Source organism: Rhizobium sp. BK456 (genome assembly GCF_014194045.1).
GTDB classification, from domain to species: domain Bacteria; phylum Pseudomonadota; class Alphaproteobacteria; order Rhizobiales; family Rhizobiaceae; genus Rhizobium; species Rhizobium redzepovicii.
Window position 1 is genome coordinate 89,428 of record NZ_JACIAO010000001.1, and the last position, 22,583, is coordinate 112,010.

The following is a 22,583-nucleotide window of genomic DNA, read 5'->3' on the forward strand; positions in this document are numbered from 1 at the left end:
ATCGGGCCCGACGGCCGCAACCTGGACGAAATCCGCATCCGCCGCATGGAAAGTGTGGCCTGATATCAGGAGTAAACGCGATGGCATGGTCTGCCAGCCAATATGTGAAATTCGAGGACGAACGCACACGGCCGGCACGCGACCTTCTGGCGCAAGTGCCGCTGCAGAGCATCCGCCGCGCCGTCGACCTCGGTTGCGGGCCGGGCAATTCGACCGAGCTCATCATCGAGCGTTATGGGGCGGAAGGCGTTTCGGGCCTCGACAGCGATCTCAACATGCTGGAGGCCGCCCGCAAGCGGCTTCCCGGCACCGCCTTCGTCGAAGCCGATCTCGGCAGCTGGCAGCCGACTGAAACCGCCGACCTGCTCTTTGCCAATGCCGTCTTCCAATGGCTGCCCGATCATCTCGATATTTTCGACCGGCTGATGGACGGGCTTTCCCCCGGCGGCGTGCTGGCGGTGCAGATGCCCGACAATCTCGGCGAACCCACCCACCTGTTGATGGAGGAGAGCGCGCATGTGGGGCCCTGGAAGGCCGCCTTCGAGGGAAAGAGCGTGCGACGCAAGGGGCTGCCGGCGCCATCAGCCTATTACTCCAGGCTGATCGCCAAGGCCTCCCGCGTCGATATCTGGCACACCATCTACAATCACCCGATGGCGGATGCGGCAGATATTGTCGAATGGGTGAAGGGAACCGGGCTGATGCCCTATCTGGCCCAGGCCGGCGAGCAGCATCGCGAGGCCTTTCTGGCGGATTATCTCGGCCGGGTGGCAAGGGCTTATCCGAAGATGTCGGATGGGCGGGTGCTGCTGCGGTTTCCGCGGATTTTTATGGTGGCGGTGAAGGGGTAGTCGGCTGCTGATCAGTGCTTTCCAGTTAGGACGAAGCCAAATCCCTCCCCAACCCCTCCCCACGAGGGGGAGGGGCTAAGATGCCGCATGGGTTCACTAATCCTCAATCGTAACCATCCGTCGAACGGTAACAGCCTGCAAGACCCCTCCCTTTGGTCACTGCCCGACACCACAGCTTAGTCCCTCCCCTTGCGAGGAGGGGTTGGGAAGGGGTCTTGGGCAGCCGGACTGAGGAGCTGCGTCCCCAGCACGCCCCAGATAATGTCAAATGCGTGTTATCCCCCGCCCTCATATGTTGCGGCCAAACCGGCGCGCATTATAGTCGGCCGGAAAAACTCGGAGATGACATCATGGACGCTACCCCTACCCCGCCGGTCACCCTCGTCATCTTCGGCGCCACGGGAGACCTGACGCGCCGGCTGCTGGTACCGGCGATCATCAATCTGACGCGCGGCCGCCTCGTCGGCGAGGATCTCCACATTCTCGGCATCGGCATCGAGCCAGGTGACGATGAATTCCTGCGCGGGCGGCTCGACGACTTCCTCAGCCATCTGAGCGGCGAGGAGCAGACGCAAAAGGACGAAGCCTGGGAAAGCCTGCGCCGGCGTATTTCCTATACGTCAGGCGATTTCACCAAGGACGATATTTTCATCGAGATCGGCAAGCGGCTGGGGCCGAATGCCAATGCCGCCTTCTATCTCGCGGTGCCGCCATCCTTCTTCGGGACGATCGTCGAGAAGCTCGCCGCCCATGGGCTGACCGATGAAAGCGATGGCGTCTTCCGCCGTGTCGCGATCGAAAAACCGTTCGGCACCGATCTCGCCTCGGCGCAGGCGCTCAATGCGCAGATTCTCGCCCAGGTCGGGGAAAGCCAAGTCTACCGGCTCGACCATTTCCTCGGCAAGGAGACGGTGCAGAACCTGATGACGGCGCGTTTCGCCAACATGATGATCGAGTCCTTGTGGAACAGCCGCTACATCGACCATGTGCAGATCACCGCCGCCGAGATCGTCGATGTCGGCAGCCGCGGCAAGTTTTACGATGCGACAGGTGCGCTGCGCGACATGGTGCCGAACCATCTTTTCCAGCTGCTGGCGATGATCGCCATGGAGCCGCCGAACAGCTTCGATGCCGAGGCAATCCGCAACGAGAAGAGCAAGGTGCTGAAGGCGTTGCGCATCTATACGCCTGATGAGGCCAAGACGCACGGCGTGCGCGGCGCCTATGGCGCAGGCCCGCTCAATGGTGCTCAGCTTCCCGCCTATCGCGACACCAAGGACGTTTCGCCCGACAGCAGGACTGAGACTTTCGTGGCGCTGAAGCTCTATGCCGATACCTGGCGCTGGGCCGGCGTGCCCTTCTATCTCAGAACTGGCAAGGCGCTGACGGCGCGCGACACCGAGATCGTCATCACCTTCCAGCCGGTGCCCTTCGCACAGTTTCGCGAGACCGATGTCAAGAGCCGCCTGCCGCCGAACCGGCTGGTGATCCAGGTGCAGCCGGACGAGGGCATGAGCATGGAAATCTCGATCAAATCGCCTGGGCTTTCCGTCGATACCGTGCCGGTCTCGCTCGATTTCCGCTATGCCGACAAATTCGATATCGCCAAGACGACCGGCTATGAATCGCTGCTCTACGATCTCTTTATCGGCGACCAGACGCTGTTCCAGCGCGCCGACGGCATCGAGGCCGGCTGGGCGGCGGTGCAGCCCTTCCTCGACATCTGGGCTGGGGATCAGAGTGTGCCTGACGCTTACGCTCCGGGCAGCATGGGACCGGCCTCAGCCGACGAACTGATCCAGCGCGACAGGCGGCAGTGGCATGAACTCGGCGTCATCCTGCATCACGACAAGAAGAACGGCAAATAGCGCCCTCCCCTGGTGTTACTGGTTTCCGTTATCACGGCATGCGGCGCTGACCGAGGCGCCGCTCTTGCCGCCCTCGGTGGCAAGCGCTCCGCGTGCCTTGCGCGGCGGGCAGCGCGCCCAGTCGACCGGACCGCTTAGAGGCTCGTTGTCGATGCTGCCGGTTTCGATCGAGTCGAGCGGGATTATCAGCCCGCTTTGCGTTTCAACTCCCGGCGCGGTGCCGAGCGGCGGCGTGCCGTCGATCCGGCCGCTGGCATCCATGCCCATGTTCGACTGGGCAAGAACCGGGGCGGAGAGGCTGAGGAGAGCGATCGAAGTTGCTGCAATAAACCTGCGCATGATGCTATTCCTTCTGGTTTCAGCGATCGTTTTTGTCTCACGCAATTCCGGACGCAAAACCGCTGCACACTTTTGCTGGAATTCCTCTAGCAACAGCCGATGCCAGCTCATTGTTCCCCCGGAAGCGGGCCGCAGACGATCAAAGTTTGGCGATCGGCCGAAGCCACCTCAAAGCGGGTGATATCAGGCTCAATCGCGCCAGCGCGCCAGGAGTTTGTCGAGACCTGTCGGATAGAGATCGATGCCGGCGTCGCGCAGCCTGTCGCGGCCGAACCAGCGCGCCGTCGCCGCCGTCTCGTCGAGTTCGGAATAGTGGATTTCATCGCGCTCATAGAGCGACGCTTCGGCCAGCTTGATATCGGCAGCAAAGATGTATTCGTGACCGGTCGCGCCGTGATGCTCGTAGATGTTTTCAAGCAGATGCCAGGGGCCGACGATGCGAATATCGGTCTCGAGTTCCTCCTGGAATTCGCGCTGCAGGGCCTCTTCGCGGCTTTCGCCGAATTCAATGGCGCCGCCAAGCGGGCGAACGCCCTTGATGCGACCACTGTCATCCTCCACTTCGGCGGCGAGCAGTTGGTCTTTCCGCCAGGCGAGGCCGATCACCTTCACCCTGATCTGCTGCGATGGGCGCCAGATGGCCATGGGCTCTCCTTCCATCCAAGGGACCGCGGATGCTCTTCACTCCGGTGCTTCCGAAGCGAGAACAATGAGCCCCGCAAAATGCGGGGCTCCTGATCTCTCGTCTCAGACGAACTGGCTGAGACCCGGGACGGAAGCGACGACCTCGTCGACGAGTTCCTCGCCAGCATATTGCTTGGCCATCGCGATGGTTTCCTTGGCAAGCGAGGTGATTTCGCCCATGCCGAGGCCTTCGCCCATCAGTTGCTGGCCGAGCCCCATGATGCCGCCGCCGCCGAGCGAGCTCATCAGCCCGCCGAGCAGACCGCCGCCGCCGGCACCTGCGCCGTTGAACTGGGCGACGAGATCGGCGCCACCGGGGATCGCTTCGATCATCTTGGCAACCGGGCCATCGGCGGCCTCGCGCTGCAGGAAGCCGAGCATCATGCCGAGCGCCTTTTCGGCCAAATCAGGCGCAATACCCACACGATCGGCGATCTGGGTCACAATTTCATTCATCGTCAGCCTCCTGTTTTTTGACGTTAACGTCAACGTTATTCGAAATTCCACAGCAACTCAAGCCGGCCCTCCCCGGGCGGCGCTTTGTCCAGTTTTGCTTTCAATGCAAACAGTTGTCCGCATGCGCCTGCCTGCTTATAACAGGGAAACGATGGTTCGATGAAGGCAGCGGAAGCAAGCCTTCTCATAAATGGCGGCAGAGCCCCAAGGGAGCATTCCGAATGATCGAGGAAGGCAAGATTTTCATCGGCGCGAGCCGCAATCCCGATGACAGCATCAACAAGCCGGAATATCTCGACCTGAAATTCGGCAATCGCCACGGCCTCGTCACCGGTGCTACCGGCACCGGCAAGACGGTGACGCTGCAGGTGCTGGCCGAAGGTTTCTCCCGCGCCGGCGTTCCGGTGTTTGCGGCCGATATCAAGGGCGACCTTTCCGGCATCGCCGCCAAGGGCGAGCCCAGGGATTTCCTGACGAAGCGCGCCGAGCAGATCGGCTTCACCGATTACGAATTCGACCAGTTTCCGGTGATCTTCTGGGATCTGTTCGGCGAGAAGGGCCACCGGGTGCGCACCACCATCGCGGAGATGGGACCGCTGCTGCTTGCCCGACTGATGGATGCCTCCGAACCGCAGGAAGGCGTCATCAACATCGCCTTCAAGATCGCCGACCAGGGCGGGCTGCCGCTGCTCGACCTCAAGGATTTCAGCTCGCTCTTGAACTATATGGGCGAGAACGCCAGCGAGCTTTCCAATCAGTACGGACTGATCTCCAAAGCCTCGGTCGGCTCGATCCAACGGGCGCTGCTCGTTCTCGAACAGCAGGGTGCGGAACATTTCTTCGGCGAGCCGGCGCTGAAGATTTCCGACATCATGCGCACCAGCAATAACGGCTACGGCCAGATCTCGGTGCTTGCCGCCGACAAGTTGATGATGAACCCGCGGCTTTACGCCACTTTCCTGCTCTGGCTGCTCTCCGAGCTGTTCGAGGAACTGCCCGAGGTGGGCGACCCCGACAAGCCGAAGCTCGTCTTCTTCTTCGACGAGGCGCACCTGCTCTTCAACGATGCGCCAAAGGTGCTGACCGAACGCGTCGAGCAGGTGGTGCGGCTGATCCGCTCCAAGGGCGTCGGTGTTTATTTCGTGACTCAGAACCCGCTCGACGTGCCGGAAACGGTGCTCGCTCAGCTCGGCAACCGGGCACAGCATGCGCTACGCGCCTATTCGCCGCGTGAACAGAAGGCGGTGAGGACGGCGGCCGATACATTCCGTGCGAATCCGGCCTTCGATTGCGCCACGGTCATCACCAATCTCGGCACCGGCGAGGCATTGGTCTCGACGCTGGAGGCCAAAGGCGCGCCTTCGATCGTCGAGCGCACGCTGATCCGCCCGCCATCCGGCCGCGTCGGCCCGGTGACGGATGACGAGCGCCGGCAGATCATGGACAGGAGCCCGGTTCTCGGCATCTATGACGAGGATATCGACCGCGAATCCGCCTTCGAACTGCTGGCCGCACGGGCGAAGAAGGCGGCCGATGCCGAAGCCGCCAAGCGAGCCCAGGAAGAAGCGCCTCAGCAACAGGGCGGCACGACCTCCGGCTGGAACCTGCCGGGCTTCGGCGGCGGCAATGACGACAACCAGCAGGGCCGCGGCCAATCACGCGGCCGGTCTTCCGGCTACCAACGCGAAACGGTGGTGGAAGCGGCGATGAAGAGCGTCGCCCGCACAGTGGCGACCCAGGTCGGCCGGGCGCTGGTGCGCGGGATATTGGGGAGCCTGAAGCGGTAGGATTGCCTCGCTTCTCGGATCCACAGGATGGGTCGAGACCTATGGCTAGACCCTGGTCGATGCTGGCTGGGCTGTTGATCGGCCTGCATTTTCGCGACTGAACCCTGGTGGGGGGCAAGTTGGGGTATGCCTGAAAGAATGCAGAATCGCCGCCTTGCCTTGAACCCGACGTCTTTCTTCCCTAAATCCCCTGCTATCGACCATTTCAACAGGATGTGTGCCGCAATGGATTTCAACCTGATCGCAACGCCAGTTCGCCTTGCCAACAGGGAAATCCACATCCATGCCTGCATCCATCACTCTCTCCAAAATTTCATGGGCCACACCTGACGGGCGGCCGCTTTTTTCCGATCTCGACCTGAGTTTCGGGACGGACCGCAGCGGTCTCGTCGGGCGCAACGGCGTCGGCAAGACGACGCTGCTGAAGCTTGTCTCCGGCGACATCCGCCCGCAATCGGGGACGCTTTCGGTCAGTGGCAGCCTCGGCATTCTCCGGCAGAGCGTTCAGGTCGCACCTGACGAAACGGTGGCCGATCTCTTCGGCGCGACCGATGCGCTTGGCCTTCTTCACCGGGCCGAAACCGGCACGGCAACGGCCGAAGAACTTTCATCGGCGGATTGGACGCTGGAGGCGCGCATGGCTGCGGCCCTTGATCGCACCGGGCTCGACGCACAGCCGCAGACACGGCTTTCCGCGCTCTCTGGCGGGCAGCGCACCCGTGCCGGGCTGGCCGCCCTGGTCTTCGCCGAACCGGATTTTCTGCTGCTCGACGAGCCCACAAACAATCTCGACCGCGAGGGCCGCGCGGCGGTGATCGCACTGATATCGGGCTGGCGGGCCGGGGCAATCATCGTCAGCCATGACCGGGAACTGCTCGAAAGCATGGATGCAATCGTCGAATTGACGTCGCTCGGCGCCACCCGCTACGGCGGCAACTGGAGCCATTATCGCGAGCGCAAGGCGCTGGAGCTTGCGGCCGCACGGCATGACCTCGCCGATGCCGAAAAGCGGATTGCCGAGGTTGCCGGCAAGGCGCAGGCGACGGTGGAGCGCCAGGCGCACAGGGATAGCGCCGGACGAAAGATGGCCGCCAAGGGCGGCATCCCGCGCATCATGCTCGGCGGCATGAAGGAGCGGAGCGAAACGACCGGCGGCGACAACGCCCGCCTTGCCGAACGCCGGCGCGCGGCGGCACAGGAAGACGCAAAGGCGGCGCGCGCGAGGATCGAGATCCTCCAGCCCTTGTCGGTGCGCCTGCCGCCGACCGGGCTCGCCGCCAATAAGACTGTGCTGAAATTGGAGGGCGTCACCGTGGGCTACCGGCCGGGCGATCCGGTCATCGGCGATCTCTCTTTCGCCGTGACGGGGCCCGAACGGATTGCCGTCACCGGCAGCAACGGCTCGGGCAAGACGACGCTGCTGGCGCTTATCACCGGCGAACTCGCGCCCTGGGCCGGCACTGTCGCCGTCCTGACTGGCTTTGCCATGCTCGATCAGAAGGTTAACCTTCTCGATCCCTCAACTTCGATCCGCGACAATTTCCGCCGGATCAATCCGCTTTCCGATGAAAACACCTGCCGGGCGGCCCTTGCCCGCTTCATGTTCAGGGCCGATGCGGCGCTACAGGCGGTCTCGACGCTCAGCGGCGGGCAATTGCTGCGCGCCGGCCTCGCTTGTGTTCTCGGCGCCGCACCGCCGCCGCTACTGATCCTCGACGAGCTGACCAACCATCTCGACATCGACTCGATATCAGCGGTCGAGGCGGGTCTCAGCGCCTATGACGGGGCGCTCATCGTCGTCAGCCATGACGAGACGTTTCTCGAGAGTATCGGGATAGAGCGGCGGCTGGAATTGGTTGGCGGCGATCCGGCGGGTTAGGCGCAGAGAGACAGCCACTTGCGCCCGCCTAACAGGGGCGCGGCATCCTCCAACCTCCCTCATCCTTGTACGTTGCCGTTGCTGTATAATGCGGCTGTGCGGGATGCGTGTCATCCACCGCCAGTGCACCCGCCTCGTCTTTCGAGGCCCTGCGGGGCACCTCAGGATGAGACTCTCATGAGTGCCGAGCGCCGGCAGCACCGGCGCTACGGAGTTCCTGGCAACCGCGGTTCTCTTGCCTCCTACTCCAGGCAATGGTATTTCAATCCTGAAACCCGTTCGAGAAAGGAGGATCACGCTATGCAATATTATTTCCGGCATCATCGCCAGCGTGGTCCCGTCAACGCCCTGCAAATGCGTTTGCAGGGCTGACCAGAGACCGTTTCTCGACATCTCTTCCTGGTCTGCCCTCGTGGCCAATGCGGCGCCGTGCGAAATACCGCGCCCATTCCTGTCATTTTCCCGGGCCCGATAGGCGCAATCCCGTGATGGCTGAACGCCCCGGATCGCGTCGACACCCGGTCAGACCAGAGAACGATCATGACCCTCATCAATATCCGCAATCTCGGCGTGACGCTGGGCAATCCTTTATTTTCGAAACTCAATCTTGTCGTCAATTCAGCCGACCGCATCGGCCTCGTCGCCGCCAACGGGCGGGGGAAATCGACGCTGCTTGCCTGCATCACCGGTGCGCTGGAGCCGAGCGAGGGCGAGATCACCAAGGCGCGCGGGCTGACCGTCGGGCATGTCGCGCAGAATGTGCCGCCTGCCCTTTTCGACACGGTGTTTTACGATGCGGTGCTGCAGGCGCTGCCGGCCGATCAGGCCGAAAGCGAGAGCTGGCGGGTCGACGTCGTGCTGGAATCGCTCGACGTGCCGGAGGCCATGCGGAGCCGGCCGCTGAAGCAATTGAGCGGCGGATGGCAGCGGCTTGCCATGCTTGCCCGCACCTGGGTGAGCGAGCCCGACGTGCTTCTGCTCGACGAGCCGACCAACCATCTTGACCTCGAAAAGATCGGGCAAGTGGAGAGCTGGCTGAACGCGCTGCCGCGCGACGTGCCGGTTATCCTGTCCAGCCACGATCGCGCCTTCCTCGATGCGACGACCAACCGGACGCTGTTCCTGCGGCCGGAGCAATCGCCGGTCTTCGCCCTGCCCTATACCAGGGCGCGCGCCGCGCTCGACGAGGCCGACGCTTCCGAAGCCCGGCGCTACGAGCGCGACATGAAGGTGGCGGAGCAATTGCGCAAGCAGGCGGCGAAGCTCAACAATATCGGCATCAATTCCGGCAGCGACCTGCTCGTCGTCAAGACGAAGCAGCTCAGGCAACGGGCGGAGAAGCTGGAGGACGCGGCAAAACCGGCGCATCTGGAGCGCTCGGCCGGGGCGATCCGGCTCGCCAACCGCGGCACCCATGCCAAGGTGCTGGTGACGTTGGAGGATGCGGTGGTGACGACGCCCGATGGAACGCCGCTGTTCAAGACCGGCCGGCAGTTCATCTGCCAGGGCGACCGCATCGTGCTGCTCGGCCTCAACGGCGCCGGCAAGTCGCGGCTGGTGTCGATGCTGAAACAGGCGATCGAAAGACCGGAGACAGCGCGCGACAGCATCAAGGCGACGCCCTCGCTCGTGCTCGGCTACGGCGACCAAGCGCTTGCCGATCTTGCCGACAGCGATACGCCGATCGGCACGATCATCCGCCGCTTCGATGTCGGTGACCAGCGGGCGCGCGCCTTGCTGGCAGGCGCCGGCTTGACGATCGACATGCAGGCAAAACCGATCGGCCAGCTTTCCGGCGGCCAGAAGGCGCGGCTCGGCATGCTGGTGCTCAGGCTGACCGAGCCGAATTTTTACCTGCTCGACGAGCCGACCAACCACCTCGACATCGAGGGACAGGAAGCGCTGGAGAGCGAGTTGATGGCGCAGGAGGCGAGCTGCCTGCTGGTCTCGCACGACCGCAGTTTCGTGCGGGCGGTGGGAAATCGGTTCTGGCTGATCGAAAAGAAGAAGTTGGTGGAAGCGGAGAGCCCGGAAAGGTTTTTCGCTTCGGTGGGATCAGATCGGTGATGGGGGCGGCGCCGCCGCCCCCTCCGCCGCGATCGGCCCGCAACAAATCTCAACGTTAAAAGACACTCCGCAACATCGGGGCGGGGCATGTTCCTGAGAGTCGGGCGGTGTCGCCACTGCCCTCTTTTTGCTCCCAATGAACACGAGGCATCTTCATGCATATCAGATTTATCGCCTGCGCCGCTGGCGCTTTCGGCCGCCGTTCCGGCCGTTGCCGCCGACCTCACTTACGAGACACCTGCTCCCGCCGCCGAGCAGATATCTGTGGCCTATGATTGGTCGGGCTTCTATCTCGGCGGCCAGGGCGGATATTCCTGGAGCCAGACGAAGATCCTCGGCTCGGATGAGAATATCGACGGCGGCACGGCAGGGCTGCATGCCGGCTATAATTTCCAATCCGGAAATATCGTCTACGGCATCGAGAACGACATCAACTACAACTTCGAGAAAAACGACGATGCCAACCTCGAATGGGATGCATCCGGCCGGGCGCGGGTTGGTTACGCCTTGGATCGAACCCTGTTCTTCGCAACGGCGGGTGTGGCGGCCGGCGGTGGCAAGGTCGACATTCCCACCGCCGGAAAGAAGGACGGCATCCTGATCGGCTGGACGGCCGGCGGCGGCATCGAACACGCGGTCACCGACCATATCCTTGGTGCGCGGCGAGTATCGCCATTCCGATTTCGGCAACAAGGACTTCGGCTCCGCCATCGGCGATGTCGGCGCCACGCAGGACAAGGTTCTCTTCGGGAGCAGCTACAAGTTCTGAGGGGAAGAGTGGCGGGCGGTTGTCAGTCCGGCTGCCGCAAAGGGTGTGACGGGTGGCCCCTCATCCGCCCTACGAGCACCTTCTCCCGTGTGGGGAGAAGGTGGCAGCAGCCAGATGAGGGGGGCTCACGGCACGACGCTAAAGGGGCCAAAACCTACCGCTTCGGCGCCACCAGGCAGAAGAAGGCACCCTGCGGGTCGGTGGCCTGGATGATCCAGCTGCCGCCGGGGACTTCCATGGGACCGTGGACGACCTTGCCGCCGCCGGAGTTGACGCGTTCGATCGCGGCATCAAGCGCCGGCACGATGAAATAATAGCTCCAGAACGGCATCGGGATGTTTTCCGGCTTGGTCATCATGCCACCGATCTGCTTGCCGTTACGGGCGAAGAGGTAGTAGACGCCCATCGGGCCCATGTCCATTTCGCTGTCCTTGGTCCAGCCGAACAGCTTGGAATAGAAGGCGACGGCGTCTTTGCCGTTGCCGGCATAGAGTTCGTGCCAGCCGATATTGCCAGGCGCATCGGGGGCCAGTTCCGGCCAGGTTTTGTCCATCGGCGCCGGCGTCATGATGCAGAGCACCGCGCCATGCGGATCGGCGACAACGGCGAAGCGGCCGATACCCGGGATATCGTCCGGCGGACGACGGACCGATCCGCCATTGGCGACGAAATCCTTGGCCGACTGATCGACGTCGTCGACATCGACATAACCCGTCCAGTTCGGCGGAATGCCCTTACCCTCGAGTTCGGCTGGAAATTCCATCAGGCCGGCGACACCGATGCCGTTCGCCTCGAAGATCGTGTAGGTCGGCATGCCCTCCACCTTCATCTCGGAGGTGGTCCAGCCGACGACCGAGCTGTAGAATTTCGCGGCAGCCGATGTGTCGGGGGTCATCAACTCGCACCAGATGAACTTTCCATGCGTCTCAGACATCGTACTCTCCCTTTAGAGGCGCCCCTTTTTTCAAGGTTCGAGCGCCGTGATTGTCAGATCTGCCGGGCGTAATGCGCTTCCATGAACTGTTTCCAGGCGCCGTCCGGCTGCCTGGCGCTGGAGATGAAGGTGCGGTGATCGGCGTCGACGAAAGTGATCCGCTCGCGGTAATCGGCAAGACCTTCGCCGTTGAAGTCAGGCCCTGTCGTATAGAGGTCAAGCACATTGCCCGAAGCGTCGAGCTCGCCTTCGTAGATCCACATGAAGTCCATCATGCTGCCGATCCAGCTGCCGACATACTTGGCCTTTGCGGCGTTATAGCCGAGCGTCAGGATGCTGGTGGCCTGTTTGCCATCCGGCATGCGGCCGGTGCCCTCGGCGACGAACCAGATGCCGTGCAGCGAGCGGACGGTCTCCGTCCAGGGCTCGCCGCCGGACATTTCGGGTGCGGTGACGGTCCAGTCGCCCACCAGTCTCTCCAGGAAGGAATGTTCCTTCAGCACTTCTGCGGTCTTCATCATCCTTCTCCCTTGCGTGATGTTGGCCAATGCCTTTATCGGCGCAATTCCCAGGAGGTCTCTTTGTGACGTCTGCTCGAATTTGCGCTGGTTAGCCAGGGCATGATGCCGAAAACCGCTGACAGTTTTCGGCATCATGCTTTGGCTCAGTGACAGCAGGATGGCGCCCTGGGGGCCTCCTCATATTCGTCGTGACGGCGCACGAAATTCATCGTGCTGTCCTCGTTGCGGCCTTTCGGGGCGCGGTCGAGGATCATCAGGGTGCCGATCAGTTCCTCGGGCCCGCGGGCGTAGCTCGAATAGGTGTGGAAGACCTCGCCCTTGTCGTTTCGGTAGAAAGCGCTCAGACCCGGCAGTTCGTCATTGGCGTCAGCCGGCTGCATGGGAGTGAAATTGTAAAAGACCTTGTCTTTGGCAAGGTCCTCCGGGCTGAAAGAGACGTGATAATCGAAATTGAAATCGCTGCCGAAGGAAGAGACCCAGGGGAATTTCCAGCCCATGCGGCTTTTGTAGGCGGCGATCTTGTCGAGCGGCGCGCGCGAGACGGCGACCCAGGTGACGTCGTGATGGTTCAGATGCGGCAGGGCGCCATCGATATGATCGGACAGGAAGGAGCAGCCGGGGCAGCCGGCATCCCAATCCGGGCCGAGCATGAAATGATAGATCAAAAGCTGGCTGCGGCCATCGAAGAGTTCGGCGAGCGACTTCTTTCCCTCGGGCGTGTCGAAAACGTAATCTTTATCGACCTTCACCCAGGGCAGCGCCAACCGCTCGGCGTTGATGCTGTCGCGCAGCTTCGTCGCCTCCTTTTCCTTCAAGAGCAGGGCACGGCGGGCCTCGAGCCATAGCTCGCGGGAAACAACTTCGTTCTGCATTGGATGCGCCCTCCTCCGGCGCTGCCGGCGAGCCGGCCCCTCTCCTTCTCCTTGACTAGAAAGATTGATATCAATATAAAATGGCCATGTCAAATTCGGTTGAAATTCCTTTCTCTACAACGCTGCTGGTGCGCGACACCTGCCTCTGCCTGCATGCGCAGCGAGCGGCGCGGGCACTCGCTCGCCTGTTCGATGACGCATTGCGGCCCGCGGGGCTGACCAACGGGCAGTTTTCGCTGATGATGTCGCTGAACCGGCCGGAGCCGCCGCCGATGGGGCCGGTCGCCTCCCTGCTTGCCATGGACCAGACGACACTGACGGCGGCGCTGAAACCGCTGCAGCGCAAGGGCTGGGTGAGCGTGATGGAAAATCCGAAGGACAGGCGCGGCCGGCTGCTTGCCCTCACCGGCGAAGGCAAGGCGGTGCTAGCAACAGCGCTGCCGATCTGGAAAGAGACGCATGCGGCGCTCGACCAAAAGCTCCCGGATGGAAGTTCCGCGCGGCTGCGGCAGGATCTGCAGACGGTGTCAGGGATGACGGATGAGACGCCGAAGCCGGCCGGGCGCCGACTACGTTAAGGGGCACGGGCAATCGGCGAATAGGGCGAGCCGAACGTCACTCCGCCACTGTTCGCGTATGTTTGCAGCTGTTCGATCAGCGTCAAACGGCTGCCCCTCACCCTAGCCCTTGCCGGGGTCGAACCACGGGTCTCGACCCGTCCTGCGGACCCCCGTTTTGACGGGGAGAGGGGACGTGCCCCGCGCAAGGTCTGGGGATCGGAGAGTGTCCGGCTTGCCCCCTTCGCCCGTTTAGGGGGAGAAGGTGCCGGCAGGCGGATAAGGGGCCACCTCGCCGATCTTCCGGCTGTTACTGCAATCAGGCAACCGTGACCGGAACTTCGGTCGAGGTGCGCATGGCGTGGCTGTAGGGGCAGACGATGTGGGCGGCGGCGGCGAGCTTTTCGGCGGTTTCGCGGTCGAGGCCGGGGATGTTGACCGTCAGCGCCACTTCGATGCCGAAGCCGGTGCCATCTTCACGCGGGCCGATACCGACTTTGGCGGAGACCGTCGTGTCTTCCGGAATCTTGACCTTCTGCTGGCCCGCGACAAATTTCAAGGCACCGAGGAAGCAGGCGGAGTAGCCGGCGGCGAAGAGCTGCTCGGGATTGGTGCCGGTTGCGCCGTCGCCGCCGAGTTCCTTCGGAACGGTCAGCGTCACGTCCAGAACACCGTTTTCGGAAACGGCGCGGCCGGCGCGGCCGCCGGTGGCAGAGGCTTTGGTCGTATAGAGAATAGGCATGACGATCTCCTTTGGTTGGCCCTTCGATCGGGTTGGATTTTTACTATCGTACAATTAAATTGTACGCAAGTGAATTTTGCAAATTGCATTTTGGCATGGAAAAGAAGACAATCACGGCCTTAAGGATGATGGATATGAAAGCGCAGACGATAAAAACGATGGAGATACCGCAGGAGGAGAAACGGCTGGAAAAGCAGTTGTGCTTCGCGGTCTACGCAACGGCGCATGCTTTCACCCGCGCCTACAAGCCGATCCTCGACAGGGTGGGCCTGACCTATCCGCAATATCTGGTGATGTTGGTGCTATGGGAACGCGGCGAGTTGCCGGTGAAGACGATCGGCGAGCAACTCGATCTCGATTCCGGCACGCTGTCGCCGCTGTTGAAGCGGCTGGAGCAAAGCGGGCTGATCAAGCGGCTGCGCGACCTGCGCGACGAGCGCCAGGTGATCGTGTCGCTGACCGCTGGAGGTGAGGCGATGAAAGGGGAAATCGATACGATCATGACAGCGATCGGCCAAGCCGCAGGCTGCACGCTGAAGGAAATGGCTGAGATGCGCGACATGCTGCATCGGCTGCGCGGCAATCTCGGCCGGGCCGGCACAAACGGCGGCTGACCACATCCGCCCGGTTAGCTTAAAACGGAGTAAGCCTGAGGATCAGGGCCGCTTCACAGCCGCCTTGGCCGGCGACCGGCGTTTCTTTGCAGGCGCCGCTTCAGGTGCTGCCTCGGCCTCCTGCTGCAGACGCAGGGCCTTCAGCTTTTCCGTCTTCTTGTCTCGGGCCGACGCCTCGGCCGCGATGATGGCGCGCGCCGTGTGATCGGTCGCTTCCGCCTTGTCGCGAGACGAAAGCTTGGCGGGATTGAAGAATTCTCCCTTGGTGGCGGTCATGTGCCCCTTTCTCAGGTGATGACGGAGGCTTTAGCCATGGCTAAGAGCCGTGATTCCGCGGCCGGGCCGGCTGGCCGCGATGCCGCGGTTGGGCCGCGATGCCGGGATTAGCGGGCGCGGAGAACCTTTTTCGGCGCCGGCAGCAGGCCTTCGCGCTGCAGCTTCTTGCGGGCAAGCTTGCGCTGGCGGCGAATGGCTTCGGCCTTTTCGCGGGCGCGCTTCTCGGACGGCTTTTCGAAAGCGCTGCGCGCCTTCATTTCCCGGAACAGGCCTTCCCGCTGCATCTTCTTCTTGAGCACGCGGAGCGCCTGATCGACGTTGTTATCCCTGACGAGAACCTGCAAAACGATATCCTTCCTGTCGGCGGCCGGGCCGCGCTGTGATGGTAAAAACGGCGGGACTACTTGCCCGTCCGAATGCTCGAAAACTTCAGCCAAGGCTCGGCGCCATCAGACTTAGCCACTGCCTCGGGGGAAGCCCTGGAGGGCGATTCCCCGGTATCGATGTCGGCCTCGGTGATGCGGCGCTCAAAATTCTCCGCGTCGAACCGGACGCGATATTGCACATGCCCGTGGTCGTTGGGCAGAATGCTGGCGATCCGGCACCGCTTATCGGCTTTCGCCGTACGAGTGAGGCCCGATTTCAGCACGATCATATCGCCGATTTGATAGTTTAGTCTGCCCATTTCAGCGTCCCTTGAACTCTTCGGCTGCTCGCCGGTCAATCAGAATAACCGCGGTCAATTCGGACATGCCGGCGATCAAAGCAAAAAGGCCGGGTTGGCACCCGACCTCTTCCAGTCACTCAGCCATTTCTCCGCCAGTCGGTCAGCTCGCTGCCAGTACATCCGTGGTCAGCGCGCCGCCAGCATCTGGACAGCATAGGCGAATGACAAATCATGCGGCCTGAAGGTTGTCAGCCGAATTCTTGCCGGACTTCTTGTCGCGGACGAGATCATAGCGGATCTTCTGGCCTTCAACGAGTTCGCGCATGCCGGCGCGTTCGACCGCTGAAATGTGGACAAAAACATCCGTAGAACCATCATCGGGCTGAATGAAGCCAAAACCCTTGGTGCCATTGAACCATTTGACGACGCCTGAATTCATAACGATCTCCTTTTCAACCGTTGTGTTCGCCTGCGGAAGAATGTCCGACAAGCCGTATCGATGTTGAGAGGATATCTGACGGAGCGCTTCAGCGCGTGGACAAAGGTCGCAAGCAATTCGATACGCACCATGTAGGTTATTTACCGAATTAAGCAATGGTTTTCTGAAAATAAAACTTTTCCGGGCGTGGGAAACGAGGGCATTTACCCACGGAATGCCGCTCGGCCGGGCAAGATCGAACCGGGGCGGCCGGATCGCGGCCGCCCCGCTGACATCACTGCCAGACGACGATCGGCGCCTTTGTCGGCACGCGGTCGTAGAGATCGATGATATCCTGGTTCATCAATCTGACGCAGCCCGAGGAGACGGCCTTGCCGATCGAGCGCCAGTCGGGATTGCCGTGCAGGCGGTAGAGCGTGTCTTCGCCGTTCGAGAAGATATAGAGCGCGCGGGCGCCGAGCGGGTTCTTCAGGCCCGGCTCCATACCGCCGTTCTCGATCGAATATTTGACGAGTTCCGGCTGGCGGGCGACCATCTCGTTCGGCGGCTTCCAGCGCGGCCATTTCTGACGCCACTGGATGACGCCGGAACCCTGCCAGGCGAAACCCTCGCGGCCGATGCCGACGCCGTAGCGCATCGCCATGCCGTCACCCTGGACGAGATAGAGAAAGCGCGACGGCGTATCGACGACGATGGTGCCGGGCGGCTGGCCGGTGGGATCGAGAACGCGCTGGCGATAATAGCGCGGGTCGATCTGCTCATAGGGAATGGCGGGGATGAGAAAGCCACCATCCTCGACGGGACCATACATGACGGCAAGCTCGGCCCCACTCGGCACGCTCGACGCCCCAGGCGATTGGAAGAGGCGCATGGGCGAACGGTAGATGATCGTCGTATCGCCCGATGTGACCGTATTGGCCGAAGAGGCGCAGCCGGTGAGCGCGGAGGCTGCGGTCAATGCCGAAAAGGAAAGAAAGCTGCGGCGGGAAAGATGTCTATCGAAGCTCATGACGCGGGACTGATTTCCTCTGATGCGGGAGCCGGACAAAACCCTGCGTGAGCGGCGATTCGTCCGATGCCGAGAACAACATCAGAAGATCTATCGGCTTGCGCCAAATAAACCATAGCTTCACGCAGACGTGTCCGGCCTTGGGCAGACGATATCAGCGGCGCTGTTGCAGCGCTACATCACAACGATCTCCGCCTTGGCAGGAAGGCGGTCATAGAGATCGACGACGTCCTGGTTCAGCATGCGCACGCAGCCGGACGAGGTGGCCTTGCCGATCGACTGCCAGTCGGGTGTGCCGTGGATGCGATAGAGCGTATCTTGCCCGTCCTTGAAGATATACATGGCGCGGGCGCCGAGCGGGTTCTGGAGCCCCGGATTCATGCCGCCGTTTTCGGCCGAAAAGGCGCGAACCTCGGGCTGGCGCGAGACCATCTCGACCGGCGGCGTCCAGCGCGGCCATTTCTGCTTCCACTGAATGACGCCGCGGCCCGACCAGGCGTAACCATCGCGGCCGAGGCCGACACCGTAGCGCATCGCCTTGCCGTTTTCCTCGACGAAATAGAGGAAATGCGCCCTGGTATCGACGATGACCGTGCCGGGGCGCTCGGTCGTCTGGTAATCGACTTCCTGGCGGAGGAACTGCGGCTGCACGCGGCTGACCGGGATCGCCGGCAGGGTGAAATCCTCGTCGCGGACCGCGCCATACATTGCCATATGCACCGGATTGCTGACCGGCAGGCCGTAGGTCTGATGGAATTGGGTCTTGTAGAGTTCTCGCGTCTGCGGCACCGGCTGATCGGGTATCGGCCGCACCCGGCGCGGATCGACGCCGGGCGGCTGATAGAAGACCGGCGAGGTCTCCTGAACGAAGCGGGCGGGCGAATCGGCGGCGACATCGGGAATGAGGATGTTGCAGCCGCTCAGCGACCCGGCTGCGATGACGAGCCCGGCAATCGGGAAGACCCGGCGCAGAAAATTCATGGAACCACCCTTATCAACGATCGGCGAGACAGCGATATCTACCGCGACGATGGCATCCGCGGCTGGCGCGAGGCTGGTGTTGAGGGCGGGAAAGCCGGAAGCTAATGCATGCGACCCGAAGTGCAGAGCAAAAAGCGCTGTGCCTCAGGGCCATCCCCACTGCCCAGCTAAACTTCCTGCAATGGCGAAGGCAGCAGCTCGGGGAAGTCGTTCGGCACGATCATGGTCTCTGCGTCCGTTGTCACACCGGGAACACAGGCCCAATAGGCCTACGTTTGAAGCGGCGGCGAAAAATCAGGCCGCCACCCCATGGAAGAAGCGGATGCTCTGTTCGATCTCGGCCGGCAGCGCCGAAGTGTGGTTGCCGGCGACGGTTTCGGTTTCGATATGGATGCCGGCGGCGCGGGCGCGGCGGGAGAGAAGATCGGCCCGGTCGTTGAAATGAGCCTCTTCCGTGCCGTGAACGACACGGATAGGACATTTGAAGCTCTGGGCGTAACACAGCGCCGACCGCACCTCGAACTCATGCGCATTGCTGTCGTCGAAGCGGATATCCTGGGGATAGCGCTTGAAGAAGCGGAAGGCGTCGGGATTGCCCGATATCGGCGCGGCGGCCCGGAATTTCTGGGTGCTCATCGCCGTCAGCATGGTCAGCGTACCGCCGATGCTGTGGCCGGCGATGAACAGCCGCCCTGGATCGACCCCCGGCAGATGCGCCAGCCGCTCGGCGGCGGCAAGAACGTCGTCGACCTCGTCATAGAAGCCGGAGAAATTGCCCCTCTGGCCGTTTTCGCCGCGCAGCGACGGCATCATCACAACGTAGCCGGCATCCATGTAGGGCTTCATCAACTGCCAATGGCCGATGCCCATGGCATTGCCGCCGTGGAGGAAGAGCACGGCGGGCTTGGCGGCGCGCTCGCGCTTATATTTCGAGACCCAGGCGACCAACTCGAGTTCGCCGTAGCCGGAGCGATAAAAGATCTTGTCGGCGTCGGCCGGCGCGCTCAGCGGCTCGTATTTGTCGGGCGCCGGACCCTTCTGCAAAAGCTTGGTGCGGAATTGGTGGCGGACCTTGGCATAGTCATGCTTGGCAAGCCGCGGTTCATCCGGAACATCGAAGGCCGCCGCCACTTGCGGCAGGACGAGCGCGCCGGCAAGACCCGCCAGCACGGCACGGCGTTGGCGGAAAAAGGCATTTTGTTCATGCGAGCTCATAACGCAGCACCCAAATCACGTCCCCGGCACACAAGATTTGCACCGGAAGATCGTTGCCGCCAATACACATCCTGTTGAAATTTTGGGACTGCGGCATTGTTGCACAGGAGATTGTCCCTCACCCCGGCTTGGCGTCGATCATGGCGATAAGGGTGCGCAGCCGATCGGCCTCATAAGTGGGCTTGTCGGGGCGAAGACGGGCGATGCGGGGAAAGCGCATGGCGACGCCCGATTTGTGCCGGGTCGAGCGGTTGATGCCTTCAAAGGCCACCTCGACGACGAAGCCGAAATCCTTATCGGCGCGCACGGCGCGCACCGGCCCGAAGCGCTCGGTGGTATTGTTGCGCACGAATTTGTCGAGCACTTCGAGTTCCGCATCGGTGAAACCGAAATAGGCCTTGCCGACGGGCACCAGTTGTTCCCCGTCCTCGTCGTCGGCCCAGACGCCGAAGGTGAAATCGGAATAGTAGCTCGAGCGCTTGCCGTGGCCGCGCTGGGCATACATCAGCACCGCATCGACATTATAGGGATTGCGCTTCCACTTGAACCAGGGGCCCTTCATCCGGCCGGCCTGATAGATGCTGTCGCGCCGCTTGATCATCACGCCCTCGATGACCGGATCGGGCGGGGCCGCACGAAGACGGTCGAGCTCGTCCCAGGACGAGAAAGGCACGAGCGGCGAGAGGTCGAAACGGTCGTGGGGGGCACGGTCGATGATTTCGGCCAGCCGATCGCGGCGATCGGTAAAGCCATCGCCCCGCACATCCTCGTCGCCGTCGAAGAGCAGGTCGTAGGTGCGGATGAAGGCGGGGTAGTCGGAAAGCATCTTTGCCGTCACCGTCTTGCGGTTCAGGCGCTGCTGCAGATCGGAGAAAGTGCGGGTCGGGCTGTTGGAGCGGGCGGTGCCGCCGACCAGCAGCTCGCCGTCGACAACGCCGGAAAAGCTGATGGCGTCGAGAATATCGGGAAAGGCGCCCGAAATGTCGTCGCCGGAGCGCGAATAGATTTTGCGCCGGTCGCCGGAGCGGGAGAGCTGGACACGGATGCCGTCCCATTTCCATTCGGCGGCGTAGTTGGCCGGATCGAGCCCGCTAAGGTCCCCCTCCTCCACCGCATTTGCGAGCATGACCGAATGAAAGATCGCCGGTGTCGCCAGCACCGGTTTTTCGCCGCCCGCAGCCAGCCATTCGAACAAAGTCTCGTAAGGCGGCTGCAGGCCGTGCCAGAGCGTTTCGATTTCGGTGACGTCCTTGTCGCCGAGATCGGCCAGCGCCTGTTTGGCAAGACGGGCTGAGACACCGATGCGCATGGCGCCGGTCGCCAGCTTGATGAAAGCGAACCGGCCGGAGGAATCCAGCCGGTCGAGCAGGTCGCGGACGAAGCCGCGCACTTCCGTGCGGCCGAGCGCATTCATATCGGTGACAACAGCGCCGAGACGCGGCTGGGAAAGGGCCGAGCGGTCGATATCCCGCTCATTGTCCCAGACGAGCGAGATTGTTTCGGCGAGATCGCCGACATAATCGTAGGAATAACGGAACAACACCTCGTCCATGCGCTCCAGCACCAGTTCGCGCAGCATGGCGGGCTTGACGTTACGCACCTCCAGCGTGCCGGCGATGGCGGCAAGGCCGTAGCCGCGGTCAGGGTCCGGCGTGTCGCGGAAATAATCGGTCAGCAGCTTCAGCTTGCCGTTGCGGCTGGGGGTGAGAACGAGGCGGTCGAGGAGGTCGGCGAAGGCTTTCATGTCGGCCTCCGCGTTTGAGAGGAAGGCTCAATGGCTACGCCCTCATTCCTGTGCTCGTCACAGGAATCCAGTGCGCCCAAGTCCTTGAACGCGAGAAACTCTTCGGTGTCACATAAGTCATTCACCGCGCCGACGCGCGGTGGCTGGATTCCTGTGACGAGCACAGGAATGAGGGAGCGAGGGGCGTGCATAGCCGCCATTTCCAGCGCGCCGGCGATAGCGGCAAGGTCCGCTGGGGAGGGGTTCTGATCCAGCACAGAGCGCATCTCAATCCGCCTCATCTTCATAGCCCACCAGATGCAACGGCTTCGCCTTGATGCTCTGGAGCTGGCACCAACGCACCAGGGCCTCCTCGCGGCCGTGGGTTACCCAGACTTCGGCCGGGTGCAGTTCCCGGATGGTTTCCGTCAGCTCCGGCCAGTCGCAATGATCGGAGATGACGAGCGGCAGTTCGACGCCGTGCTGTTTGGCGCGCTGGCGTACCATCATCCAGCCGGAGGCGAAGGCCGGCAGCGGTTCGTTGAAGCGCCGCGCCCAGCGGTCGGCGAAGGCCGAGGACGGACCGACGACGACGGCGCCCTTGAAGGCGGATTTGTCGCGGCTCTCGATGGTCGCCGGCAGCAGCTCACCGAGATCGATGCCCTCGCCGACATAGTAGTCGCAGAGCTTTTCCATGGCGCCGTGGATATAGATCGGCTCGGTGTAGCCGGCATCGCGCAGCAGCCTGATGACACGCTGGGCCTTGCCCAGCGCATAGGCGCCGACGAGATGGGTGCGCTCGGGAAATTGGCGGAGCGAGGCGAGCAGCTTGCCGATCTCATCCATCGGATCGGGATGATGGAAGACCGGCAGGCCGAAGGTCGCCTCGGTGATGAAGACATCGCAGGCGACCGGCACATAGGCGGCGCAGGTCGGATCCGGGCGGCGTTTGTAATCGCCGGAGACGACGATGCGGGTGCCGTTTTTCTCGATGGCGATCTGCGCCGAGCCGAGCACGTGGCCAGCCGGATGAAAGCTCACCTTGACGCCGTTGATGAGCAGTTCCTCGCCGAAGGCGGCAGCCTGCTCGCTGACGCAAAAGCCCTCGCCGTAACGCAGGCGCATGATGTCGAGCGTCTGGCGGGTGGCAAGCACGTTCACATGGCCCGGCCGGGCGTGATCGGAATGGCCGTGGGTGACGAGCGCCCGCTCCACCGGCCGCACAGGATCGACATAGAAGCCGCCTTCGGGGCAATAGAGCCCTTCCGGGGCGGGATAGAGCAGCGCATCAGGTCTCATGAAGCAAGAGATAGCCGGAAATCGGCGCGAGGCC

General features: G+C 62.5%; 24 protein-coding genes and 1 pseudogene. 9 read left to right on the plus strand and 16 right to left on the minus strand.

Annotation, left to right across the window (positions count from 1 at the left end; translation table 11 throughout):
• The first annotated feature begins 80 nt into the window (after positions 1-80).
• Both tam and zwf read left to right on the plus strand, forming a co-directional pair.
• Positions 81-851, plus strand: a complete 771-nt coding sequence (gene tam / locus FHX03_RS00495) for a trans-aconitate 2-methyltransferase (RefSeq protein ID WP_183851973.1) — start codon at positions 81-83, stop codon at positions 849-851.
• 350 nt (positions 852-1,201) lie between these two features.
• Positions 1,202-2,719, plus strand: coding sequence for a glucose-6-phosphate dehydrogenase (zwf, locus tag FHX03_RS00500; protein WP_097627592.1), 1,518 nt, complete (start codon positions 1,202-1,204; stop codon positions 2,717-2,719).
• 15 nt (positions 2,720-2,734) lie between these two features.
• Here the strand turns inward: zwf and FHX03_RS00505 are convergent, their stop codons facing one another.
• The 3 genes from FHX03_RS00505 to FHX03_RS00515 all read right to left on the minus strand — a co-directional run bounded on the left by FHX03_RS00505 (position 2,735) and on the right by FHX03_RS00515 (position 4,198).
• Positions 2,735-3,058 carry a hypothetical protein gene (locus FHX03_RS00505; protein ID WP_018241198.1) on the minus strand — a complete coding sequence of 108 codons (324 nt, stop codon included), beginning with the start codon at positions 3,056-3,058 and terminating at the stop codon, positions 2,735-2,737.
• Between the two features lie 189 nt (positions 3,059-3,247).
• The gene (locus FHX03_RS00510) at positions 3,248-3,703 is read right to left on the minus strand and encodes an NUDIX hydrolase (RefSeq protein ID WP_183851975.1); all 456 of its coding nucleotides are present in this window, start codon (positions 3,701-3,703) and stop codon (positions 3,248-3,250) included.
• A gap of 102 nt (positions 3,704-3,805) precedes the next feature.
• On the minus strand, positions 3,806-4,198 hold the full coding sequence (locus tag FHX03_RS00515) for a hypothetical protein (protein WP_183851977.1): 393 nt from the start codon (positions 4,196-4,198) through the stop codon (positions 3,806-3,808).
• A 221-nt stretch (positions 4,199-4,419) separates the two neighbouring features.
• Between FHX03_RS00515 and FHX03_RS00520 the strand changes: the two genes are divergently transcribed.
• The 5 genes and pseudogenes from FHX03_RS00520 to FHX03_RS34970 all read left to right on the plus strand — a co-directional run.
• Positions 4,420-5,985, plus strand: a complete 1,566-nt coding sequence (locus FHX03_RS00520; protein WP_183851979.1) for a helicase HerA-like C-terminal domain-containing protein — start codon at positions 4,420-4,422, stop codon at positions 5,983-5,985.
• Between the two features lie 283 nt (positions 5,986-6,268).
• Positions 6,269-7,864 (plus strand): ABC-F family ATP-binding cassette domain-containing protein, encoded by a 1,596-nt coding sequence (locus FHX03_RS00525; RefSeq protein WP_183851981.1) that lies wholly within the window; start codon positions 6,269-6,271, stop codon positions 7,862-7,864.
• 177 nt (positions 7,865-8,041) lie between these two features.
• Positions 8,042-8,236, plus strand: a complete 195-nt coding sequence (locus FHX03_RS00530) for a hypothetical protein (protein ID WP_183851983.1) — start codon at positions 8,042-8,044, stop codon at positions 8,234-8,236.
• A gap of 168 nt (positions 8,237-8,404) precedes the next feature.
• The gene (locus FHX03_RS00535) at positions 8,405-9,931 is read left to right on the plus strand and encodes an ABC-F family ATP-binding cassette domain-containing protein (protein ID WP_183851986.1); all 1,527 of its coding nucleotides are present in this window, start codon (positions 8,405-8,407) and stop codon (positions 9,929-9,931) included.
• 87 nt (positions 9,932-10,018) lie between these two features.
• A pseudogene (locus FHX03_RS34970) lies at positions 10,019-10,522 on the plus strand (outer membrane protein); the annotation flags it as partial.
• Positions 10,523-10,854: 332 nt separating this feature from the next.
• On the opposite strand, the gene FHX03_RS00545 reads toward FHX03_RS34970, so the two are convergent.
• From FHX03_RS00545 to FHX03_RS00555, 3 genes are all read right to left on the minus strand, one after another.
• Positions 10,855-11,634 carry a VOC family protein gene (locus FHX03_RS00545; protein ID WP_097627572.1) on the minus strand — a complete coding sequence of 260 codons (780 nt, stop codon included), beginning with the start codon at positions 11,632-11,634 and terminating at the stop codon, positions 10,855-10,857.
• Between the two features lie 53 nt (positions 11,635-11,687).
• Positions 11,688-12,155 (minus strand): DUF1579 domain-containing protein, encoded by a 468-nt coding sequence (locus FHX03_RS00550; protein WP_097627570.1) that lies wholly within the window; start codon positions 12,153-12,155, stop codon positions 11,688-11,690.
• A gap of 143 nt (positions 12,156-12,298) precedes the next feature.
• Entirely contained in the window at positions 12,299-13,027 is a 729-nt protein-coding gene (locus tag FHX03_RS00555; protein WP_183851988.1) for a DUF899 domain-containing protein, read from the minus strand.
• 86 nt (positions 13,028-13,113) lie between these two features.
• On the opposite strand from FHX03_RS00555, the gene FHX03_RS00560 reads away from it, so the two are divergent.
• Positions 13,114-13,605, plus strand: coding sequence for a MarR family winged helix-turn-helix transcriptional regulator (locus tag FHX03_RS00560; protein WP_097627764.1), 492 nt, complete (start codon positions 13,114-13,116; stop codon positions 13,603-13,605).
• Positions 13,606-13,903: 298 nt separating this feature from the next.
• Here FHX03_RS00560 and FHX03_RS00565 read toward each other — a convergent pair whose 3' ends face one another.
• A complete protein-coding gene (locus FHX03_RS00565; RefSeq protein ID WP_003580247.1) occupies positions 13,904-14,326 on the minus strand; it encodes an organic hydroperoxide resistance protein in 423 nt (140 codons plus the stop codon).
• Positions 14,327-14,451: 125 nt separating this feature from the next.
• On the opposite strand from FHX03_RS00565, the gene FHX03_RS00570 reads away from it, so the two are divergent.
• Positions 14,452-14,940, plus strand: coding sequence for a MarR family winged helix-turn-helix transcriptional regulator (locus FHX03_RS00570; RefSeq protein ID WP_097627566.1), 489 nt, complete (start codon positions 14,452-14,454; stop codon positions 14,938-14,940).
• A gap of 42 nt (positions 14,941-14,982) precedes the next feature.
• Here FHX03_RS00570 and FHX03_RS00575 read toward each other — a convergent pair whose 3' ends face one another.
• The 9 genes from FHX03_RS00575 to FHX03_RS00615 form a co-directional block, all read right to left on the minus strand.
• Complete coding sequence (locus tag FHX03_RS00575) at positions 14,983-15,216, minus strand: hypothetical protein (RefSeq protein WP_003580252.1); 234 nt, start codon at positions 15,214-15,216, stop codon at positions 14,983-14,985.
• Positions 15,217-15,323: 107 nt separating this feature from the next.
• On the minus strand, positions 15,324-15,560 hold the full coding sequence (gene rpsU, locus FHX03_RS00580) for a 30S ribosomal protein S21 (RefSeq protein ID WP_003569533.1): 237 nt from the start codon (positions 15,558-15,560) through the stop codon (positions 15,324-15,326).
• 56 nt (positions 15,561-15,616) lie between these two features.
• Positions 15,617-15,901: a cold-shock protein gene (locus FHX03_RS00585; RefSeq protein ID WP_097627564.1), complete on the minus strand. Its 285-nt coding sequence runs from the start codon at positions 15,899-15,901 to the stop codon at positions 15,617-15,619.
• A 211-nt stretch (positions 15,902-16,112) separates the two neighbouring features.
• Positions 16,113-16,322 carry a cold-shock protein gene (locus tag FHX03_RS00590; RefSeq protein WP_003546468.1) on the minus strand — a complete coding sequence of 70 codons (210 nt, stop codon included), beginning with the start codon at positions 16,320-16,322 and terminating at the stop codon, positions 16,113-16,115.
• 274 nt (positions 16,323-16,596) lie between these two features.
• Positions 16,597-17,331, minus strand: coding sequence for a L,D-transpeptidase (locus FHX03_RS00595; RefSeq protein ID WP_097627562.1), 735 nt, complete (start codon positions 17,329-17,331; stop codon positions 16,597-16,599).
• Positions 17,332-17,505: 174 nt separating this feature from the next.
• Positions 17,506-18,312, minus strand: a complete 807-nt coding sequence (locus FHX03_RS00600) for a L,D-transpeptidase (RefSeq protein ID WP_183851990.1) — start codon at positions 18,310-18,312, stop codon at positions 17,506-17,508.
• Positions 18,313-18,606: 294 nt separating this feature from the next.
• Positions 18,607-19,527 (minus strand): alpha/beta hydrolase family protein, encoded by a 921-nt coding sequence (locus FHX03_RS00605; RefSeq protein WP_183851992.1) that lies wholly within the window; start codon positions 19,525-19,527, stop codon positions 18,607-18,609.
• Between the two features lie 118 nt (positions 19,528-19,645).
• Entirely contained in the window at positions 19,646-21,271 is a 1,626-nt protein-coding gene (locus tag FHX03_RS00610) for a cisplatin damage response ATP-dependent DNA ligase (RefSeq protein WP_183851994.1), read from the minus strand.
• 267 nt (positions 21,272-21,538) lie between these two features.
• A complete protein-coding gene (locus FHX03_RS00615) occupies positions 21,539-22,549 on the minus strand; it encodes a ligase-associated DNA damage response exonuclease (RefSeq protein ID WP_183851996.1) in 1,011 nt (336 codons plus the stop codon).
• Positions 22,550-22,583: the final 34 nt, after the last annotated feature.

What these genes read in the sequence shown, in the direction of transcription:
- tam (WP_183851973.1), top strand. Translation starts at nt 81, where the DNA reads ATGGCATGGTCTGCCAGCCAATATGTGAAATTCGAGGACGAACGCACA.
- zwf (WP_097627592.1), top strand. Translation starts at nt 1,202, where the DNA reads ATGGACGCTACCCCTACCCCGCCGGTCACCCTCGTCATCTTCGGCGCC.
- FHX03_RS00505 (WP_018241198.1), bottom strand. Translation starts at nt 3,058, where the DNA reads ATGCGCAGGTTTATTGCAGCAACTTCGATCGCTCTCCTCAGCCTCTCC.
- FHX03_RS00510 (WP_183851975.1), bottom strand. Translation starts at nt 3,703, where the DNA reads ATGGCCATCTGGCGCCCATCGCAGCAGATCAGGGTGAAGGTGATCGGC.
- FHX03_RS00515 (WP_183851977.1), bottom strand. Translation starts at nt 4,198, where the DNA reads ATGAATGAAATTGTGACCCAGATCGCCGATCGTGTGGGTATTGCGCCT.
- FHX03_RS00520 (WP_183851979.1), top strand. Translation starts at nt 4,420, where the DNA reads ATGATCGAGGAAGGCAAGATTTTCATCGGCGCGAGCCGCAATCCCGAT.
- FHX03_RS00525 (WP_183851981.1), top strand. Translation starts at nt 6,269, where the DNA reads ATGCCTGCATCCATCACTCTCTCCAAAATTTCATGGGCCACACCTGAC.
- FHX03_RS00530 (WP_183851983.1), top strand. Translation starts at nt 8,042, where the DNA reads ATGAGTGCCGAGCGCCGGCAGCACCGGCGCTACGGAGTTCCTGGCAAC.
- FHX03_RS00535 (WP_183851986.1), top strand. Translation starts at nt 8,405, where the DNA reads ATGACCCTCATCAATATCCGCAATCTCGGCGTGACGCTGGGCAATCCT.
- FHX03_RS00545 (WP_097627572.1), bottom strand. Translation starts at nt 11,634, where the DNA reads ATGTCTGAGACGCATGGAAAGTTCATCTGGTGCGAGTTGATGACCCCC.
- FHX03_RS00550 (WP_097627570.1), bottom strand. Translation starts at nt 12,155, where the DNA reads ATGATGAAGACCGCAGAAGTGCTGAAGGAACATTCCTTCCTGGAGAGA.
- FHX03_RS00555 (WP_183851988.1), bottom strand. Translation starts at nt 13,027, where the DNA reads ATGCAGAACGAAGTTGTTTCCCGCGAGCTATGGCTCGAGGCCCGCCGT.
- FHX03_RS00560 (WP_097627764.1), top strand. Translation starts at nt 13,114, where the DNA reads ATGTCAAATTCGGTTGAAATTCCTTTCTCTACAACGCTGCTGGTGCGC.
- FHX03_RS00565 (WP_003580247.1), bottom strand. Translation starts at nt 14,326, where the DNA reads ATGCCTATTCTCTATACGACCAAAGCCTCTGCCACCGGCGGCCGCGCC.
- FHX03_RS00570 (WP_097627566.1), top strand. Translation starts at nt 14,452, where the DNA reads ATGATGGATATGAAAGCGCAGACGATAAAAACGATGGAGATACCGCAG.
- FHX03_RS00575 (WP_003580252.1), bottom strand. Translation starts at nt 15,216, where the DNA reads ATGACCGCCACCAAGGGAGAATTCTTCAATCCCGCCAAGCTTTCGTCT.
- FHX03_RS00585 (WP_097627564.1), bottom strand. Translation starts at nt 15,901, where the DNA reads ATGGGCAGACTAAACTATCAAATCGGCGATATGATCGTGCTGAAATCG.
- FHX03_RS00590 (WP_003546468.1), bottom strand. Translation starts at nt 16,322, where the DNA reads ATGAATTCAGGCGTCGTCAAATGGTTCAATGGCACCAAGGGTTTTGGC.
- FHX03_RS00595 (WP_097627562.1), bottom strand. Translation starts at nt 17,331, where the DNA reads ATGAGCTTCGATAGACATCTTTCCCGCCGCAGCTTTCTTTCCTTTTCG.
- FHX03_RS00600 (WP_183851990.1), bottom strand. Translation starts at nt 18,312, where the DNA reads ATGAATTTTCTGCGCCGGGTCTTCCCGATTGCCGGGCTCGTCATCGCA.
- FHX03_RS00605 (WP_183851992.1), bottom strand. Translation starts at nt 19,527, where the DNA reads ATGAGCTCGCATGAACAAAATGCCTTTTTCCGCCAACGCCGTGCCGTG.
- FHX03_RS00610 (WP_183851994.1), bottom strand. Translation starts at nt 21,271, where the DNA reads ATGAAAGCCTTCGCCGACCTCCTCGACCGCCTCGTTCTCACCCCCAGC.
- FHX03_RS00615 (WP_183851996.1), bottom strand. Translation starts at nt 22,549, where the DNA reads ATGAGACCTGATGCGCTGCTCTATCCCGCCCCGGAAGGGCTCTATTGC.